This window comes from Achromobacter insuavis (genome assembly GCF_902859645.1).
In the GTDB taxonomy this organism is placed as follows: Bacteria; Pseudomonadota; Gammaproteobacteria; order Burkholderiales; family Burkholderiaceae_B; genus Achromobacter; species Achromobacter insuavis.
Window position 1 is genome coordinate 1 of record NZ_CADIJR010000077.1, and the last position, 17979, is coordinate 17979.

Here is a 17979-nt window from a genome sequence, read left to right on the forward strand (position 1 = left end):
CAGCCAGCGCCAGGTGCAGCGCGCCCTGGACGCGCTGGCCGCCGCCGGCCGCGCCCAGGCGATCGGCCGCGGCCGGGCGCGGCGCTGGATCACGCCGCCGCTGCCCGGTTTCGCGACGACATTGTTACTCCCGGTTCCGCTGGCGAATGCCTAGCATGGAGACGTCATCCCCCTGAACAAGGACATCGTCATGAAATCCAAGCCCGCAGAAATCCTCCGTGAATACGGCCCCTTCCCCGGCGTCACCGACGTGCACGGCGTGTCTTACGACGGCAGCCGCGTCTGGATCGCCGTGGGCGACAAGCTGCACGCCCTGGACCCGGCCAGCGGCGACGTGGTGCGCACGATCGACGTCACCGCCCGCGCCGGCACCGCGTTCGACGGCAAGCACCTGTACCAGCTGGCCGACAACATCATCCAGAAGATCGACCCGGCCTCGGGCCGCGTGCTGGCCACCGTGCCGGCGCCCGAAGGCGGCGGCAATTCGGGCATGACCTGGGCCGAAGGCATGCTCTGGATCGCGCGCTACAAGGACCGCAAGATCCACCAGGTCGATCCCGCCACCGGCGCCATCCTGCGCACCATCGAGTCCGACCGCTACGTGACCGGCGTCACCTGGGTCGACGGCAACCTGTGGCACGGCACCTGGGAAGACGACGCCAGCGAGCTGCGCCGGGTCGATCCGGCCAACGGCGAGGTGCTGGAACGATTGGCGATGCCGCCGGGCGTCTACGTGTCCGGCCTGGAATCGGACGGCGGCGACGTGCTCTATTGCGGCGGCGCCACCAGCGGCCGCCTGCGCGCCGTGCGCCGGCCGCGCGCCAGCGCCTGACCTTCCCGCCCGCGACGCCCGCCGGCCGCCCCCGGCGGGCGGGCTTTTTTTCGGGCCGATATCAGCCGGATCCGACGCCGCGGCGCCGACGCCCCGCGCTCCCCGGCGAACCGCGCCGGCGGGTCGTCCTGACAAATTGTTGCAGCCACAATCGCGCCCCCCCGTTTCCGGGCCCAGCGGGGCCCCGCCAGCGTGTAAACTCCCCCCTTTTTGACTCTGGTGGTATGTTGCAAGCCCCACAGCGCACAGGTTTAAGCGGCCCGACGCTCATTCGCTTGCTGACTCGCCTGACGGATGTCGACGCGCCGGAATCCCGGCAGCCGTTGTCGGATCATCTGAGCCAATGGCTCGGCTGGACCGACGCGATTGCCCTGTCCGCCGCCCTGAACAACCGCCCGCCGGCGATCGCGCCGGGCGCGCGCCAGTTCAGCAGCGCCGAGGAGCGCGAGTGCGAGCGCGTCCGGACCACGCTGGCCGATGCCATCGCCAGCGACACCGCGGCCACGGCCGCCAAGCGGCAGATGCCGGGGCAAGTGTCCGCCAAGGTGGCGGCGCTGCAGGCCGGCGACGCCGATTACTCGAATTTCCGTCAGCGCTATCTGTCGTTGCAGCACACGATGGAGACCAGCATCGGCAATCTGCGCAGCCGCCTGCGCGGCATGGTCGCGGCCAGGACGCCGGAAATGACGCGATTGGCGGTGGTGGACGCCATCATGGACCGCGCCCTGCTGCCGCGCGAGCGGACGCTGCTGGGCGCGATCCCGAAGTTGCTGCAGGGCCATTTCGACCGGCTGCGGCTGGCCGAGCAGGCCGCGCTGGAAGCGGCGGCCCAGGCCGCCGCGCAGGCGCAGGCCGAGGTCGACGCCGCGGCGGCGGCCGACCCCGAGGCGCAGGCCGAAGCCGGCGCGCGGGACGATGCCCAGGCCGCGCCCGACAGCGCCGCGCAGGTCGATGCCAACGCGCCAGCGTCGACCGACGTCGGCGTGCCGCCACCCGCTTTACCCGCGCCCACGCCGGGCGCCTGGCTGGAAACGTTCCGCAAAGACATGCGCAGCGTGCTGCTGGCCGAACTGGATGTTCGTTTACAACCGGTGGAAGGGCTGCTTGCCACCCTTCGCACCAGCTAACCGGGACACTATGTCCAAGTATCTGATCAATATCGTTGTTTTCCTCAGCGGCCTGGCCGTGGCCGGCTGGATCGGCGCGGGCTACGCGGGCACCAATCCCCTGGCCCTGGCCGTCACGCTGCTGATCGGCGCCTGCTACGTGGCCGGCGCGCTCGAATTGCTGCGCTATCAACAAGCCACCGCGTCCCTGAGACGCGCGGTCGGCAACCTTTCGGAAGCGCCCGCCAGCCTCGCCGGCTGGCTCGAACAACTGCCCGCCGCGCTGCGCAACCCGGTGCGGCTGCGCATCGAGGGCGAACGCGTGGGCCTGCCCGGCCCGGCGTTGGCGCCCTACCTGGTCGGCCTGCTGGTGCTGCTGGGCATGCTCGGCACCTTCCTGGGCATGGTGGTGACGCTGCGCGGCACCGGCGCCGCGCTCGAAAGCGCCACCGACCTGGCCGCGATCCGCGCCTCGCTGGCCGCGCCCGTCAAGGGCCTGGGCTTTGCCTTCGGCACCTCGATCGCCGGCGTCGCCACCTCGGCCATGCTGGGCCTGCTGGCGGCGCTGTGCCGCCGCGACCGGATCCAGGCCGCGCAAGGGCTCGACGCCAAGGCCGCGACCACGCTGCGCCTCTACACCCAGGGCCATCAGCGCGAAGAAAGCTTCAAGCTGCTGCAACGCCAGGCCGAAGTGCTGCAACGGCAGGCGGAGGCCATGCCCGCGCTGGTCGACCGCCTGGACGCCATGATGCGCAACCTGGAACAGCAGAACCACACGCTGAACGAGCGCCAGCTCGCCAGCCAGGACGCCTTCCAGGGCAAGGCCGAGGCGGCCTACGCGCGCCTGGCCGCGGTGATGGAACAGTCGATGAAGGAAAGCGTGGCCGAAAGCGCCCGCTCGGCCGGCGCGGCGCTGCAACCCGCGGTCGAAGCCACCATGGCCGGCCTGTCGCGCGAGACCGCCACGCTGCACGACACCGTCACGCAGGCGGTGCAACGCCAGCTGGACGGCATGACCGCCGGCCTGCAGGCCGCCACCGCCAACGTCGCCGGCATCTGGAACCAGGCCCTGGCCGGCCAGCAGCGCGCCAGCGAAACCCTGGCAGAGGACCTGCGCGGCTCGCTCGACCGCTTCGCGCAGACCTTCGAGCAACGCTCGGCCAGTCTGCTGGACAGCGTGTCCGAACGCCTGGAGGCGTCCTCGGGCAGCATGTCCGAAGCCTGGAACGTGGCGCTGAGCCGCCAGGAACGCGCCAGCGAGAAACTGGCCGGCGACAACCTGCAGGCCCTGACGGCCGCCGCCGCCAGCTTCGAACAGCATTCGGCGTCGCTGCTGCGCACGCTGAACGCCTCGCACGCGGCGCTGCAATCCGACCTGGCCTCGCGCGACCAGCAACGCCTGGCCGCCTGGACCGACACGCTGGGCGCGCTGTCCGCCACCCTGCGCGAGGAATGGCAGCAGGCCGGCGCGCAGGCCGCCGAACGCCAGCTGGAAATCAACCAGGCCCTGGCCCTCAGCGCACAGGACCTGACCGCGCACGCGCAGGCCCAGGCCGGCCTGCTCGAGAACGTCTCGACCCGCCTGGAAACCGCCGCCGGCAACGTCTCGGCGCAATGGCACGAGGCCCTGGCGCGCCAGTCGCAGGTCAGCGACAAGCTGGCGGACGACAACCGCGCGGCCCTGGCCGCCGCCGCCGCGACCTTCGAACAGCATTCGGCCGCGCTGCTGCGCACCCTGGACCAGTCCCACGCCGACCTGCAGGCCGCCCTGGCCGCGCGCGACGAACAGCGCCTGGCCGCCTGGGCCGGCACGCTCGGCGCGGTCGCCGACAAGCTCGGCCAGGAATGGGAACAGGCCGGCGCGCAAGCCGCCGCCCGCCAGCAGGACATCAGCCAGATGCTGACGCGCACCGCGCAGGATCTGGCCACGCGCAGCGACGCGCAGAGCGCCCTGCTCGACAGCGTGGCCGCGCGCATCGAATCCGCCGCCGGCGGCGTGACGCAGGCCTGGACCGAGGCGCAAGTGCGCCAGGAACTGACCAGCGAGAAGCTGGCCGCCGACAACCAGCAGGCCCTGACCGCCGCCGCGGCCGCCTTCGAACAGCACTCGGCCGCGCTGCTGCGCACGCTGGACCAGTCGCATGCCGACCTGCAGGCCGCCCTGGCCGCGCGCGACGAGCATCGCCTGGCCGCCTGGCATGCCTCGCTGGGCGCGCTGGCCACCGAACTGGGCCAGGAATGGCGCGCGGCCGGCGAACAGACCGCCGCCCGCCACCAGGAACTGGGCCAGCTGCTGGCCCGCACCGCGCACGACATCACCACCCAGACCCAGGCCCAGGCCGCCCTGCTGGAAAACGTCTCGGCCCGCCTGGAAACGGCGGCCGGCGGCGTGACGCAGGCCTGGACCGAGGCCCAGGTGCGCCAGGAACTGGCCAACGAGAAACTGGCCGGCGACAACCAGCAGGCCCTGACCACCGCCGCGGCTGCCTTCGAGCAGCATTCGGCAACGCTGCTGCAGACCCTGGGCCAATCTCAGGCCGAGCTGCAGGCCGCGCTGGCCTCGCGCGACCAGGAACGCCTGGCCGCCTGGACCGCCGAGCTGGGCTCGATGGCCGAGGCGCTGCGCCAGGAATGGGAGCAGGCCGGCGCCCGCAGCGCCAGCCTGCAGCAGGAAATCTGCGCCACCCTGGCCCAGACCGCGCAGGACATCGCCACCCAGACCGAGGCCCACGCCAGCGGCACCATCGCCGAGATCAGCCAGCTGGTGCAGGCCGCCTCCGAAGCGCCGCGCGCGGCCGCCGAGGTCATCGGCGAGCTGCGCCAGAAGCTGTCGGACAGCCTGGCCTACGACAACGCGATGCTGGAAGAACGCAACCGCCTGCTGGACACGCTGGCGACGCTGCTGGACGCCGTCAACCACGCCTCCAGCGAGCAGCGCAGCGCGGTCGACGCCCTGGTCTCGTCGTCGGCGGACCTGCTGGACCGCGTCGGCACGCAGTTCACCGAGCAGGTCGAATCCGAAACCGCCCGCCTGGACGACGTGGCCGCGCAAGTGACCAGCGGCGCCGTCGAGATGGCGAGCCTGGGCGAGGCCTTCGGCGCCGCGGTGCGCCTGTTCGGCGAATCCAACGACAAGCTGGTCGCGCACCTGCAACGCATCGAGAGCGCGCTCGACAAATCGATCGCGCGCGGCGACGAGCAACTGGCCTACTACGTGGCGCAGGCGCGTGAAGTGGTCGACCTGAGCACCATGTCGCAGAAGCAGATCGTCGAGAACCTGCGCGACCTGGCCAGCCAGCGCGCCGCCAGCGCCGGAGCGCAGGCGGCATGAGCGCGGGCGAGGACATCGACGGCGGCGTGGAACCCGCGGTGCCGACCTGGGCCGTCTTTGGCGACCTGATGTCGGTGCTGCTGGGCGCCTTCGTGCTGATCCTGGTGAGCGTGGTGGCCGTGCAGCTGGAGCTGTCGACCCAGCTCGAACGCGAGGTCAAGCAGCGCCAGGAGGAAACCCAGCGCCGCCAGACGCTGGAGCAGGCCCTGGCCGCGCCGCTGGCGGCGGGCCGCGTGACGCTCATCAACGGCCGCATCGGCATCAGCGGCAGCGTGCTGTTCGCGCTCAATTCCGACCAGTTGCAGCCGGAGGGCCGCGAGGTGCTCAAGAGCCTGATCGAGCCGCTGTCGGCCTACCTGAAGGCCAACAACGAGATCCTGATGGTCAGCGGCTACACCGACGACCAGCAGGTGCGCGAGGGCAACCGGCGCTTTGCCGACAACTGGGACCTGTCGGCGCAGCGCGCGCTGACCGTGACCCGCGCGCTGATCGACGAAGGCGTGCCGTCGGCCTCGGTGTTCGCCGCCGCGTTCGGCGCCGAACAACCCGTGGCCTCGAACGCCGACGAGGAAGGCCGCGCCAGGAACCGCCGGGTCGAAATCACGCCGATTCCCAAGCCGTCCAACGGCACGGAGGCGCCGCGTGGCCAGTGATGGCGGTCTTGGCCACGCGCTGACGACCGAGGCGGACGCCACGGCCGACGCCGGCCTGCCGGCGGACAACGCGCTGCGGGCCTGGCGCGAGCGCGGCGACGACCGGCTCGATCCGGTCGGTTTCCATTTCATCGAGGCGCTGGCCCGGCGCGCGGCAGGCCATGGCGGCGCGGTGCGCGCCACGCTGGACGCGCGCCTGGCGCAGTTGCTGGACGCCTATGCGGCGCGTATCGCCGCCGCCGGCCTGCCCGACGCCAGCGCGTCCCCTGAAGAACGGAATGCCCCCGCCGCTGGCGTCGCCGTAACAGCCGCAGCCGCGCGCGTCGCGACGCCCCCGGCCGGCACGCGCGGGCCACTGGCCGAACTGGCGGCGTATCTCGCCTACCCCGGCGCGCCCGGCGAGGATCCCGACGCCATCGCCGCGCAGGCGCGCCGCGACGCCTATCCCGACCTGCCGGCGCTGGACGGACTGCGCGAGATCTGGTCCGGCCTGAGCGCCGACCGGCAGGTGCGCCAGTCGCAGGAACAGGTGCACAAGAACGCCGGCCCGCTCAATTCCAACCAGTTGGTGCACCGCGCGCTGTCGCTGATGCGCGAGCTGTCGCCGGGTTATCTGCAGCAATTCGTGACCTATACCGAAACGCTGGCCTGGATGGAGCAGTTGACGGCGGCCGCCGCGCCGCCGGCCAAGGAAACGGCGCGCGCCCCCGCCAGGAAAGGTACGCGCGCCAAGAGCCGCTGAACCCGGGCCGCCGGTGACAGGCGCGACGTCCTGCCCGCGGCTCTGACACTGTCGCGGTCTACTTCCCGCCCGCCTCGCGCGGCAGCCAGGCGCCGTGAAAACCCGCCGGAATGCGGCGGGGCAGACGCACCGTCGCCAGCGGCCCGGCCGTCAGGTCGCGCGCGTCCAGCACCACCACGTCGCTGGTATCGCTGGTCTGGCGGTACACGCACACCAGCACCCAGCCGTCGTCCTCGTCGCGCGCCCCCGGCCGGGGCACGAACACCGGTTCGCTGTTCTGGTCGCCAGGCGGCACCGCATACTGCTGGCGCGCGCCCGTCTCCAGGTCGTAGCGCACCACGCCGCGCATCTCGCGGTTGTTGGGCTGCTCCACCGCATAGCAGTAGCGGTAGGCGCGGCCGGTCCGGGCCTCGTTGATGCGCGGCAGCTCGATGCCGGCATCGTCCAGCGCGCGCTCCGTGACGCCGCCCTCGTCCAGGTCGATCTCGTAGCGCCACAGCGTGCCCAGCGGACTGTCCTCGAAACCCGCGCCCTCGCGCGACAGCCGCAAGTATTCCGGATAGCGCACCACGTCCAGCACCAGCGTCGACGCATCCCGGTCATACGCATTCACCACGTGCTGGATGAAACAGGGCGCGACCTCGAACCAGCGCACCGGGCCGCCGTGGCGCGGGATCACGCCCAGCCGCGACTGGCGCTCGTCATGCCAGCGCAGCGGCATGCGGTAGCCGCGCGACAGCATCGAGAAGTCGTACGCCACGTTCAGGTCCAGCAGGATGCTGTAGCGCGCCGTGATCGCCATGTCGTGCATCATCGACGGCCCGGGCAGCTCGATCGCCTGATCCACCCGCGGCTGGCCGCCCGCGCCCGTCACGCCGTAGCGCAGCCAGGGCCGCTCCCAATGGGCGCGGAAACTCATCAGTTCCCCGGTCTCGGGGTCCGCCTTGGGGTGCGCCGTCATGCCGCCCGCCAGCCCCGGATGGCGCCGGCTGGCGCCCAGGAAATCCAGCGCTGGCGTCATCGCCAACGGCGCCCCGCCCTCGGCCAGCGCCAGCACTTCGCCCGCGTGGCGCAGCACATTGACGTTGGGATTGGTCTCCGGCAGGCCGGCCTCGGCCTGCGGGTCGTATTCGCGCGCCCAGATCCGGGTGCGCGCCCAGCGGTTGCGGTAACCGGTCGCCCGGCCGCCGTGGAAGGCAATGGCGTGCAGCATCGCCGGCTGCGGCCACCACGACAGCACGTCGTTGCCCTCGAAGCGACCGCGCAGGGGGTTGGGGCCGTTGCGGACCAGGACCCCGTCCAGCCCGGGCGGCAGCGCGCCGTCCACGGGCAGGTCGGCCAGGTCAACCTCATCGGCCAGCGGCGCGGTGGCGCCGGTGTTCAGATCGAATGTGCTCATGCTTGCGTCCTTGGTTGCGATCATTCGCAGGACGAATTTTTACCCGGATTAAATATGTTCGTCAATATTACCCGGATTTAATTTAATGACGCTATCCACTTCAATACCGTCACCAGCACGAACCCCAAAGGCAGGACGCCCCACAACAGGATCCCCAGGATGCTGGCGTGCAGCCAGCGCTTTTTCATATGGGGAAGCTTGCCTTGCATGGCCAGCGCTTCTTCCGGGGTGGGCGGTACGACGCGGTACGGATTCTCGCCTTCCCATTGCAGGGCGGCAGCCAATTCAGGAGGCAGCGGCGGCCGCTTGCCATAGCGCCGTACCCAGTATTCCATCCAGTTCGGCAGGTAGTAGGCCCCCGCCATGATCCAGAACGCGAATCCGTCGAACAGGCCGGCGGGATAATGCTGCCGGTCGATCTCCTCCGTAAACAGTTCCCGGTCCATCCACGCAAAGGCATTGATGCGATGATTCGGCATCGGGACCACAGGAGGAACAGCAGCGGGCTCTTCGTCCATGTAGCGCCGGATGAACTGCCAGGCGCCAGCGGTGGCTTCGCGCGACGAAAAGATCCGGGTGGGCGCGACGCAGCGCGCGATGCGACGCGAGCCCGGCTCAAGCTCGGCCACCCGCAACGAAACAACCGGCGCGCTCGCCCCTGTGGGCGCCACCAGCCGGCCCCTGAAGATGAATGCCACGGCCCGGTCGTAGTCCACTGAAATCCAGCCGCCCTTCCTGCTCCAGGCGTAGATGCGCCGCAGCCGCCGGCTGATGATGGAGGTGTACTGCATCGGCGCGGACGCAGCGCGGTAGGCGCGCCACAGCCCGAACACCCCCAGCAGCGAGCCGCCTGCGACGAACGCCAGATACTCGCCGCCGTAGCCGCGCGTCGCCGTGTCGTAGAACAGGATGAAATTGGTTGCGATCAGCAGCAACATCAGGCTGAACATAATCGTCATGACGATGCCAAGGCCACGCAGGTTCTCGGTGGGATCGACCAGCCGCAGGCAGGCGGGATTGATTTCGACCACGTTGTACAGCACGGAGGGATCCTCCGGGCTGCGCGCGCGTTCCGAGCTCGCGGGCAGCAACTATCCCCATGCACCGCTCTTCTCCGGGACCATGGTGATGCCCGCCCGGCCTCTGCCATGCCGCATTGCTCCTCCTTGTTGCGACTCGCACTGTCGACGGCGCGAGCCAATCACGGACGCGCGCGCTTGCTTCATTGGTAGCGGAAATAGAGCGTGCCGTAGTCACGCCCATCACCCTCGCGACGCAGCGCCCTGGAGGTCTTGCGCAAATTGATGCTGCTGGCGTCCCGCCAGCCAAAGCCGGCGAAAATGGTCTCCGCCATCCGCGCAAATCCTTCCGTCTTGCGACCGCCGCGCCACGCCAGGAATCCGAAAACCAGCACCAGCGCGGGCAGCCCATAGGCCAGGTAGACCGCATACGCGGACAACTGCCCTGCCAGGCTGAATGTGCCCTTGAACATCGCGAAAATCGCATCCAGGCACATCATGAACAGAAAAACCGCCCCCACTACGATGCCCCAGAAGCGGAACGTGGAAGCGTAGTGCGCCCGGCGCCCCTCGAAGCAATGCGGATACACCGCAACCAGCGCATCGGCCGGCCGTCGGGCGCCGTAGGCGATCCACGCCTGCCCGTCGTGCTCGGCCACCAGTTCGATGTCATCGCCCTCGTCAAAGGGAAACCGCCAGAACCAGCCTCGAACCGGTTGTCCATCGAGCGTGAATTCGACAAAATCCGCCTTCTCAGTGCTGTCGAGGGTAGCAATCGCAATGGCCGCGCCCCCCATCCCCGCCAGTCCCGCCGACACCGCCGACGCCCCCGCGCCGCCTCCGAGCTGTTCCATCACGAAATCGCGCGATCGCCTGACCCGGCGCAGTCCCGCGATCTTGCCGGTCAGCTTGCTGGCTTTGTCATTCCACTGAGGCGTCATCGCCACTGCTTCCGTGTGTCCCGCCGATCGCGCTCTGCTCATCGGATGCATACCGCCGGCGTGGAACCGACCTCCATTAATATCCACCTACCAGTTGGACACCACGACGCCCACAAAAAACAGCGGCAGGACGACCCAGAGCGCCAAGCCGAAGATGCTCGCCAGACGCCAACGCCTCTTCACGGAGGGCAGATTACCTGCTCGCGCCGCCAGCTCCTCCTGTGTCGGCGGGGCGATTCGATACGGGCTTTCGCCTTGCCAGCCCACCACCGCCGCCAATTCCGGAGGCAGCGCGGGGCGACGACCGAATCGACGAATCCAGTATTCCATCCAGTTCGGCAGGTAATAGGCACCACTGAAGAACCAGAACGCAAACGGCCGCACCAATCTGTGATGACGATCGATTGCGTATGGAAACAGCTCAAGGTCCATCCACGCATACGCATTGACGCGACAATCCGGCACCAACGTCACTGGCGGCAGCATCGCCGGCTCCCCGTCCATGTACAACCGGACGAACTCCCAAAGTTGCGCGGCGGGTTCTGGACGATCAAATGGAGCGGTCAGTGCCACGCCCTTGATGATACGGCGAGTGTCGGGCTCGATCTCTACGACGCGCAAGGGATAGGCAGCTCCCGCGCCGGTTGTCGTTACCACCTGAAAATTGCCAACGTAGGCGTGCGCGCGATCAAAATCGACCGACGTCCAACCAGTCCGCTTTTCCCACACATATATGCGTCGCAAGGACCGACTGATGAGAGTGGTTTCCTGGATCGGTGAAAAAACAAATCGATAGGCGCAGATCCAACCGATCAATGCACATACAGAATACCCCCCCATCATCACGGCAAGTCCGGTATCCAGAACGGTCCTCCCCGTACTCAGGTCGATCAGAGCCGTAAGGAACAGCAAAGTCAGACCAACCGCAGCAGCGAGCGAGACACATGCCACGTAGCCACGCGAGGCCTCGAAAGGCCCCGTCAAGCGCAGGCAAGCGGGCGTCAACTCGGTAACCATGCCTTCAGCCGCCGGCTGCACTCCGGAGCGCCCCGACAACAGCCAGCCCCATGCTCCGGTGCGATCAGGGAGTACCTCCAAATCTCTCTTCTCTTTCCTGTTCCTAGTAACTGTCAACGTAAACCCCTGACTCAAACCCCGTCTCCATTCCCGGCCGCTGTATTTCGCTCGGCCAATAATGAACCTTCATGCAATAGAACCCGCGCAACCCCAGGAACACCTGAAAAGAGCCCGTCAATTTGGCGCTTTTACTGACTGGATCAATAGTCATTTTCTCGTTTTGGAACCCGGGAGCAGGAACAAGAACCGATCCACTCTGTACCGCAGGCAATGTCGCGTTCTTACCGGCGCTCATGGTGCGGAAAACCTTCTTTCCGTCCCTGTCATTCCGATAGAACTCGATCGTGACCCGACTGTCATCAGAATATAGCGGAACAGTAACGTTGTAATGCGCATGAAAGTAGCCATTGCCCACCGCGCCTTTCATCAGGTAACCGCTGGCCACCAGAATGATGCGTTCCAACGCTTGAAGTTCGTCATTCAAGTTGAGGAAGGGAACAGCCGGCGCACCTCGTTTTCCCGCGCTCGCCTTGGTGGCAAAGGGGTTGTTATCCGTATTGCCAAGCTGGGTGCGTTTGCCAAACACGCCGTTATCAAGCCAGTATTCGACCGGCAAACGGCTGGCTTCGTCGGTTCCAGCAGCGTTCACCGCAGTCCATATGGCGACGCCCAGCGCGGCGATCGTCAACAAGGTCCAGCCGACGGGTCCCAGCGATAGCCCTAAGACCGTAAAGGCGGTACCTCCACCAGCAACCGCCATCGTAGTGCCATAGCCTGCCACTCCCGATATCACGGTCGCGAGCGCCGATGCGGTACTCCAATACGCCGACGTATTGTTGCCGGCTTGCCGCTTGCGGTATGCACCGTAGGCGGTCACCAAGCCATCGAGAATGCCGGCGGCGAGTCCGAGTTTGGCCCCTTGCCGCATGAGTCTCTTGGAAACCTCATTGGAAACAAGCGTGCCTATGGAGGAAGCCAGGTCGAAGCCGACGGCGACCATGGCAACGATATTCGCCGTCGCGCCAGCGCCACTCGAGAACCTGTCTTCCAGCGAAGCACCTTCCTTGAGCGTTGCCGCCAAGGCATTGATCGCACCTTGTGCCTGGAAGAACATGATCCCGGAACCTAATACCGTAGATGCCAGATTCCCTACCAGTGCAGCTCGGCCATTCAGATAAGGATTCATCCGGGCCTGTTCACGCAATGGCAATTCAATTTCCTGCAGGGGTGTGCCTCCAGCAAAGGAGCCACTCAGCTTTTCCCCCTGGGCCAGCTTCTTGAAGGTGAACGCCACCACGGCGGAAATGGTCGTTCTGTCCTCCGGCAAATCCAGATACACACCGCGACCCACCGTTTCCGACAAGCTGAGACCGCGCTGGCCCAAATTGCCTTCCTGAGCCAGATAGCCCCTGCCGGCGGGCAAGTCACCGCCAACACGCACCGGGGCGTGACCTTCTATCGGTTTGGTGGCAGCTTCTTCCAGAAGATTCTTGATCTCCGACAATGGTCCCTTCAGCACAGTGGGAGCAACCAGCAGATCCTCACGCGTGACAAGCGTCATCGCAATGCCACGCATCAGCCGGTTGTACGTCTTTGGATCGTTGATCATCAACTTGGTCAGCAGCCCGGTCACGGTGTCCACCAGCGTGGCGGTAGCCTCGTTGTAGCGACGCTTGGCACGCAGGGCTTCGCGCAGGTTGTCGATTTTCAACGCGCCCCCTTCCAGATATGGCGTCACCATTGCATACGCGGCCCTGACAATGGAACCGGCCTCGTCGACTGAGCCCGTATCCGCCAATAGCTTGAACAGATCCGCGTTTCCAGCAGACAGGCTTCGATAGAACCAGTTGTTCGGATCGTCAACCGACAGTTTCCAAAGCTCGCCCCATACCTCCACACGCTCCTTTTCAGTCTGCCCCGATCCGGCAACACACGACGCGGCCATGTTTTCGCGCCGTACCCCGGCTGCGTCATCCCTGTCGCAGAAGTCGGTGCGTTGCTGCTGTTTCCAGCCCGGGCATTTGATCCAAGTCGTGAATAGCGCACTCAAGTTCGCGATCTGTGTCATCAAGGACTTCTTGCCCTCACTGTCCGCAAGGGCGGCTTGCCAAGCGCCGGTGTCTATGTTTCTTTCATAACGTTCGGGTCCATAATTCGCCGCCCAGAACGGCCCCGGATTGGCTTTAGCGCTCAAGCACATGCCTTGAATGATGTCGGCAATGACGCGCTTGCGCGCGCGTTCCGGGTCCAGCGCTCCTTCAAGCACCGAAGCGCGCGCCGCAGCAATATTGCGCCGCAGATTCAACTCCTGCACGATCCCCACCGGATCCGGCAGCACCACCCCGACCCCCCATTGCAGCGCCGGCAGCAGCGAATTCACGGCCCACATCTGCGCCGTCACCAGTTGCGGTTCCGGCTCGGCGCGCATCTGCAGCGGGTTGTGCAGGCCCGCATTCAGGCAGCGCTGCACGTCCGCCACGGCATAGTCGGCGACGATGCCCGTGATGTCGGGCAGGGTCAGCTTGCAGGTGTTGGGCGCGGCACTGCCCAACCCGACCTTGCCGTCGGCGATGTCCTTCAGGTTCAGTTCGGTCATCCGCGCGCCGCGGCAGCCGTCTTTGTCGTCGGCGTAGTCCTGGCGGGTTTGCTTGTCCCAGACGTAGCGGCTGTAGGCGATCCAGGCCGTGGGGCTGCGCAGGTGGTCGATGGTGATGAACTGCGTGCCGATGTTGTTGTGCCCTTCCGACGAGCAGGCCTCGGACAGCGGCTCGGTGGTCTCGGCGTCCTCGGGCATCTTGGCGACCGGGATCTTGCGGTAGTAGCCCTTGCTGTCGATCAGGTAGCCGTCCCAGGTTTTGTCCTGCTTGAGCACGTACAGGTAGCCCGCGGCCGGCACGCGCGCGAAGTAGGTCTCCGCCGGCAGTCCGGCGGGGTCGAACCTGGGATCGAACAGCCGCACCTTGGTGTGGGCCTCCAGCTTCTTCTCCATCCAGGTGCTGTACATGCGGTGGGCGGGAATCGCCCACTGCGTGTTGCTGGCGCCGCCGTGCTCGGTGTTGGCCCAGGCATCGCTCACCATGGGCCGCGGCAGCGGCGCGGGCACCAGCGGCATGATCGCCACGCCGCCCTTCTTGTCGCAGTTGATGCACTTGCCCTTGGTCTCGCCGCATGTATTCGCCGCCGCGGCGCAACGCGCGTTAGAAAGCTCCGCCATCCCTCACCTCTGTCTGCTCCGGTTCGACCGTCGTGCCGGGCCATTGCCGCACGCGGTTCCATTGTTCTTCCGTGATGTCGTTCAAAGCCGCCACCGCCGCGACGCCGCTCGCCTGGACCGTGGCCATGGCGTGGCGGACGTCGGGATGCTGGTCGAAATGCGGATGCACCAGCAGGCCATGCAGCGCGAAATCGACGATGTCGGTGTCGGTCTCCAGGCCCCAGCGCGCCTGCGCGCGCGCCACCTGGCGGTCGGCGCGCTCGCGCAGCCGCGCCTCGGCCATGTCGTGTCCGGCTTCGGCCAGGGCGTCGAGCGCCTGGTTGACCCAGCCGGCGCGTTCCAGCACGGCGCACTGCGCGCGATCGAGCACCAGCGGCGCGGCCGGCCCGGCTTGCGGCGCGCCCGCGGCGGCCGGCCGTTCGTACTGGACCGCCAGTTCCCCGGCCGCGCGGCACGGCCGCCAATAGGCCTGGACTGGCGCGAGCCATTGGCGCAGCTGGTCTTCGGACAGCACCTCGGCCAGCACCTCGGCGACGCGCGGATCCCAATGCCGCAAGGTCACCGGATCGGCCCGATCCGGCACCAGGCAGCGCGCCATCCTGGCCAGATGGCGAGCCAGCGCCGTCGGGGCCACCGGACTGGCGATCCAGCCGCAGACCGCGCGATGGGTGTGGCCAGGCGCCGCGGCCGCGCAGGCCGCGGCAATGCTCAATTCGATGGCGTCGTCGCGGCCAAAGTCTCCCAGCGCCAGCAGATAGGGGCAATGCCCGGCCAGGAAGCGGCCACGGTCCAACGGCAGCGCCACGGCGCTCTTGCGCCGGGCCGCATGCGCCAGCGGATCCTCGATGGTGGGATCCACCAGTACGTAGAGCGCGCTTGACGGGGTGCGCGCGGCGGCGGCCAGCAGGCGTTCGTAGAGCCGGACGGCCGCGTCGCGGTCCTCGCCCTGGGGAAGGATGCCGTCAAACAAAGGCCGCCCCTCCCGCCGCCGCGCTGTTCACCTTGCTGGGACAATCCTTGAATTCGCCCGAGGGCGGCGCCAGGTTGCCGTTCGCCGTCTGCGGCCCGACCCAGTTGTGCGCTCCCGCCTTCAGCTCGACCTTGCCCGGCGCATGCAGCTGGATGCCGCCGCCTTCCAGCCGCACATAGGCGCCCGCGGCGGTGGCCAGCACGCGCTGCTTGGCCTCGATCAGCACGCTGGCGCCGGCGGAAGCGAAGGTCACGGCCTTCTCGGCCGTCAGCGTCATCTTGGCGTCCTGGCTGTGCAGGCGCAGCTTGCCGCCCGCGGCGTGCAGCCGCAGGCCACGGTCCTGCACCGCGCGGCCGCCGCCGGCCTCGTGGCCCGCCGTGAACAGCACCACGCCGGCCGCCACGCCCACCGCCAGGTGGGCGCTGCTGGCCCAGTTCACATCGGGCGCGATCTGCGCGAAGGTGGCGCCGGCCACCAGGAAGGCGTTGGCCGGCGTGTACTGGCCGATGCCGCTGGGCGCGCTGACCTGGAGGTGCGGTTCGCTGTAGGCCGCCACCTTGACGGCGGCGCCCTCGGCGTTGGCATCGTCCTGGGTGGCCTCGACCACGTCGCGGACGTGCCCGAGGGCATCGTGCGCCGGCAGCGCCTGCGGATCGCCATCCAGGATGGCCTTCTGCTTGACCGCGATGTCGCCCAGTTCCTTGGCCGATTCGAGGGCGGCGTCGATCTGCTTGGCCGCCTCGGCGCTGTCCAGCAGCGCGCCCTCGGCGTTCTCGCGCAGGTCGGCGCTGATCAGCAGGCCGGAACCGCCGCGCAGCGCCACCGCTTCCTTGGTCGACAGTTCGGCGCCATGGCCCAGGTCCTGCAGGCGCTCGTTGTCGCGCTGCTGCTTGACGTGGCCCAGGTTCAGGCGGGCATCGGCCTGGGTGGTCGAGGCGGTCAGGCGCGACTGGCCCGGCGTGTCGTCCTGCACCAGCTGGTTGTAGCCGCCGGTGCCCGCGCCGCTGGTGGCCAGGGCCTGGGTCTTGAAGCCGGACATGACCGCGTTGTGCGCGTGCCCGTCATTGCCGCCGGCAAACCAGGCCGGCGCGTTGCCGGTGGCATTGGCGCCGCCCGCCTGCACCTGGTTGTGGGAGGCATCCTCGGCGCCCTCGCCGTTGTACAGCGCGCCGACCACCACCGGGCGGTCGATGTCGCCGTGCAGGAATTCCACCAGCACTTCCTGGCCGACGCGCGGCACGAAATGGCCGCCCCAGTCGCCGCCGGCCACCGGCTCGGCCACGCGCACCCAGGCGCCCAGCTCGTCCTTGGCCGGCGCGTTCTCGTCGCCCGACGGGTGCGCCAGCCGGCTGCTGGACGCCTTGCCGCGCTGCCAGTGGAACTGCACCTTGATGCGGTGGTCGCGGTCGGTGTGCACCGGCTCCTCGGCGCCCACCACCAGCGCGGTCTGCGCGCCGAACACCGTGGGACGGGGATGCAGGCGCGTGCCGTGGCCGTCCTGCGTCGCGGGGCGGAATTCGGTGTCGCTGCCGATGCAGGTGAAGGCGTTGCGGTAGAAATCGGCGTCCTCGCCCTCGTCGCCGCCCAGCGCCTCGCGCACGGCGCGGCCGAGGTCGGCGTCGAAGTTGTTGCGGGCCTGGTGCGTGATCGCGATCACCACGAACGCGGACGGGCCGCCCTGCTGGTAGTGGCCGGTCAGCTCGAAGCGCTGGCCCGGCGCCAGCGTGCGCACGGTGCCGGCGCCCTCGACGCTCTGCTGGCGCACGCGCAGCGCGGCCAGCGCGTTGTGCGCCAGCCGCTCGCCCTGCGCGCTGTCCTCGTAGGCATACTGCCCGGGGTAGTCATCGCTGACCAGTTCCAGCGGATTCGCCAGCTTGCCGCTGTCCGCCTGCGCCGACACTGGCCGCGCCTGGGCGCTGCGGTAGTCCCAGCTGGCCATGCGCACGGCGTTGGTCTGCCAGCGCTTGCGCGCGCTCCATTGCTGGATGCTGTCCTCGGTCTCGGTCACGTCGACGCGGGCGAAGCGCACGCTGGCCTGCGGGCCGGCCTTGAAGGCGTCGTTGTGGTCGGCAATGACCAGGGTGTGGCCGGCGTCGGCGTGCTCGACCCAATAGAACAGGCCCTCCTCGGCCAGCAGGCGCTCGATGAAGGCGTAATCGGTCTCGCGGTACTGGATGGTCAGGCTGCGCTTGGCGTAGGCGGCGCGGTCCTTGACCTCCCAGCGCCATTGCGGCGCCAGCGCGCCCTGGCCCTTGTAGTCGCCGAAGATGCTGTCGACGATGTCGATCACCGCCTTGTCCTGGTAGGCGAAGCTGTCGCGCCGCGCCCGCAGGAACGCCAGCCACGGCTCCACGGTCAGGCCATAGCGCGCCAGGCCGCCGTTGGCGCCCAGGAAGCGCACCGCCGTGGCGTGGCCGTGCCACAGGCGCGGCTGCTCGCGGTCGAGCGCGGTCTGCAGGCGCAGCGTGACGGGCTGGCCCATCAGGGCCTTCAGGGGGATATGCGCGTCGTCGGACAGCGCGGTGATCTCGAGCCGATAGGCGCCGCCGCTCAATTGCTCGGTGGCCGACAGGGTCTCGGCCACCAGGCGGTTTTCGCCCAGCGGCGTGCGCAGGTCCAGCAGGCGGTTGGCCTGCGCGATGCCGGCGGTCGACAGGCGGGACAATCCGGAAGCATCCTGGGGCATGGTCTCGGC

The 17979-nt window shown here is 68.3% G+C and carries 12 protein-coding genes and 1 pseudogene; 6 read left to right on the forward strand and 7 right to left on the reverse strand.

The genetic code is table 11. The features are described 5' to 3' along the window. The 6 genes and pseudogenes from H0523_RS26200 to H0523_RS26225 form a co-directional block, all read left to right on the forward strand. A pseudogene (locus tag H0523_RS26200) lies at positions 1-154 on the forward strand (helix-turn-helix domain-containing protein); the annotation flags it as partial. A 36-nt stretch (positions 155-190) separates the two neighbouring features. Next, complete coding sequence (locus H0523_RS26205; protein ID WP_054461189.1) at positions 191-832, forward strand: Vgb family protein; 642 nt, start codon at positions 191-193, stop codon at positions 830-832. Between the two features lie 224 nt (positions 833-1056). Next, a complete protein-coding gene (locus H0523_RS26210; RefSeq protein ID WP_054434085.1) occupies positions 1057-1959 on the forward strand; it encodes a DUF3348 domain-containing protein in 903 nt (300 codons plus the stop codon). Between the two features lie 10 nt (positions 1960-1969). Continuing rightward, positions 1970-5269, forward strand: a complete 3300-nt coding sequence (locus tag H0523_RS26215) for a DUF802 domain-containing protein (RefSeq protein WP_054434083.1) — start codon at positions 1970-1972, stop codon at positions 5267-5269. Next, positions 5266-5922, forward strand: coding sequence for an OmpA family protein (locus tag H0523_RS26220; protein WP_054434081.1), 657 nt, complete (start codon positions 5266-5268; stop codon positions 5920-5922). The genes H0523_RS26215 and H0523_RS26220 overlap by 4 nt, the downstream gene beginning before the upstream one ends. Next, entirely contained in the window at positions 5912-6664 is a 753-nt protein-coding gene (locus H0523_RS26225) for a DUF2894 domain-containing protein (protein WP_369817077.1), read from the forward strand. The genes H0523_RS26220 and H0523_RS26225 overlap by 11 nt, the downstream gene beginning before the upstream one ends. 58 nt (positions 6665-6722) lie before the next feature. On the opposite strand, the gene H0523_RS26230 is transcribed toward H0523_RS26225, so the two are convergent. The 7 genes from H0523_RS26230 to H0523_RS26260 all read right to left on the reverse strand — a co-directional run bounded on the left by H0523_RS26230 (position 6723) and on the right by H0523_RS26260 (position 17970). Beyond that, the gene (locus tag H0523_RS26230) at positions 6723-8063 is read right to left on the reverse strand and encodes a carotenoid oxygenase family protein (protein WP_054434178.1); all 1341 of its coding nucleotides are present in this window, start codon (positions 8061-8063) and stop codon (positions 6723-6725) included. Between the two features lie 77 nt (positions 8064-8140). Beyond that, complete coding sequence (locus H0523_RS26235) at positions 8141-9106, reverse strand: hypothetical protein (RefSeq protein ID WP_054434176.1); 966 nt, start codon at positions 9104-9106, stop codon at positions 8141-8143. 179 nt (positions 9107-9285) lie between these two features. Then, positions 9286-10023 carry a putative type VI secretion system effector gene (locus H0523_RS26240; protein ID WP_054434079.1) on the reverse strand — a complete coding sequence of 246 codons (738 nt, stop codon included), beginning with the start codon at positions 10021-10023 and terminating at the stop codon, positions 9286-9288. Between the two features lie 87 nt (positions 10024-10110). Continuing rightward, the gene (locus H0523_RS26245; protein WP_054434078.1) at positions 10111-11040 is read right to left on the reverse strand and encodes a hypothetical protein; all 930 of its coding nucleotides are present in this window, start codon (positions 11038-11040) and stop codon (positions 10111-10113) included. A gap of 103 nt (positions 11041-11143) precedes the next feature. Beyond that, positions 11144-14314: a toxin VasX gene (locus tag H0523_RS26250; protein ID WP_054434076.1), complete on the reverse strand. Its 3171-nt coding sequence runs from the start codon at positions 14312-14314 to the stop codon at positions 11144-11146. Then, positions 14298-15284, reverse strand: coding sequence for a DUF4123 domain-containing protein (locus H0523_RS26255; RefSeq protein ID WP_054434075.1), 987 nt, complete (start codon positions 15282-15284; stop codon positions 14298-14300). The genes H0523_RS26250 and H0523_RS26255 overlap by 17 nt, the downstream gene beginning before the upstream one ends. Next, complete coding sequence (locus H0523_RS26260; RefSeq protein ID WP_054434073.1) at positions 15277-17970, reverse strand: type VI secretion system Vgr family protein; 2694 nt, start codon at positions 17968-17970, stop codon at positions 15277-15279. Before H0523_RS26260 ends, H0523_RS26255 begins: the two co-directional genes overlap by 8 nt. Positions 17971-17979: the final 9 nt, after the last annotated feature.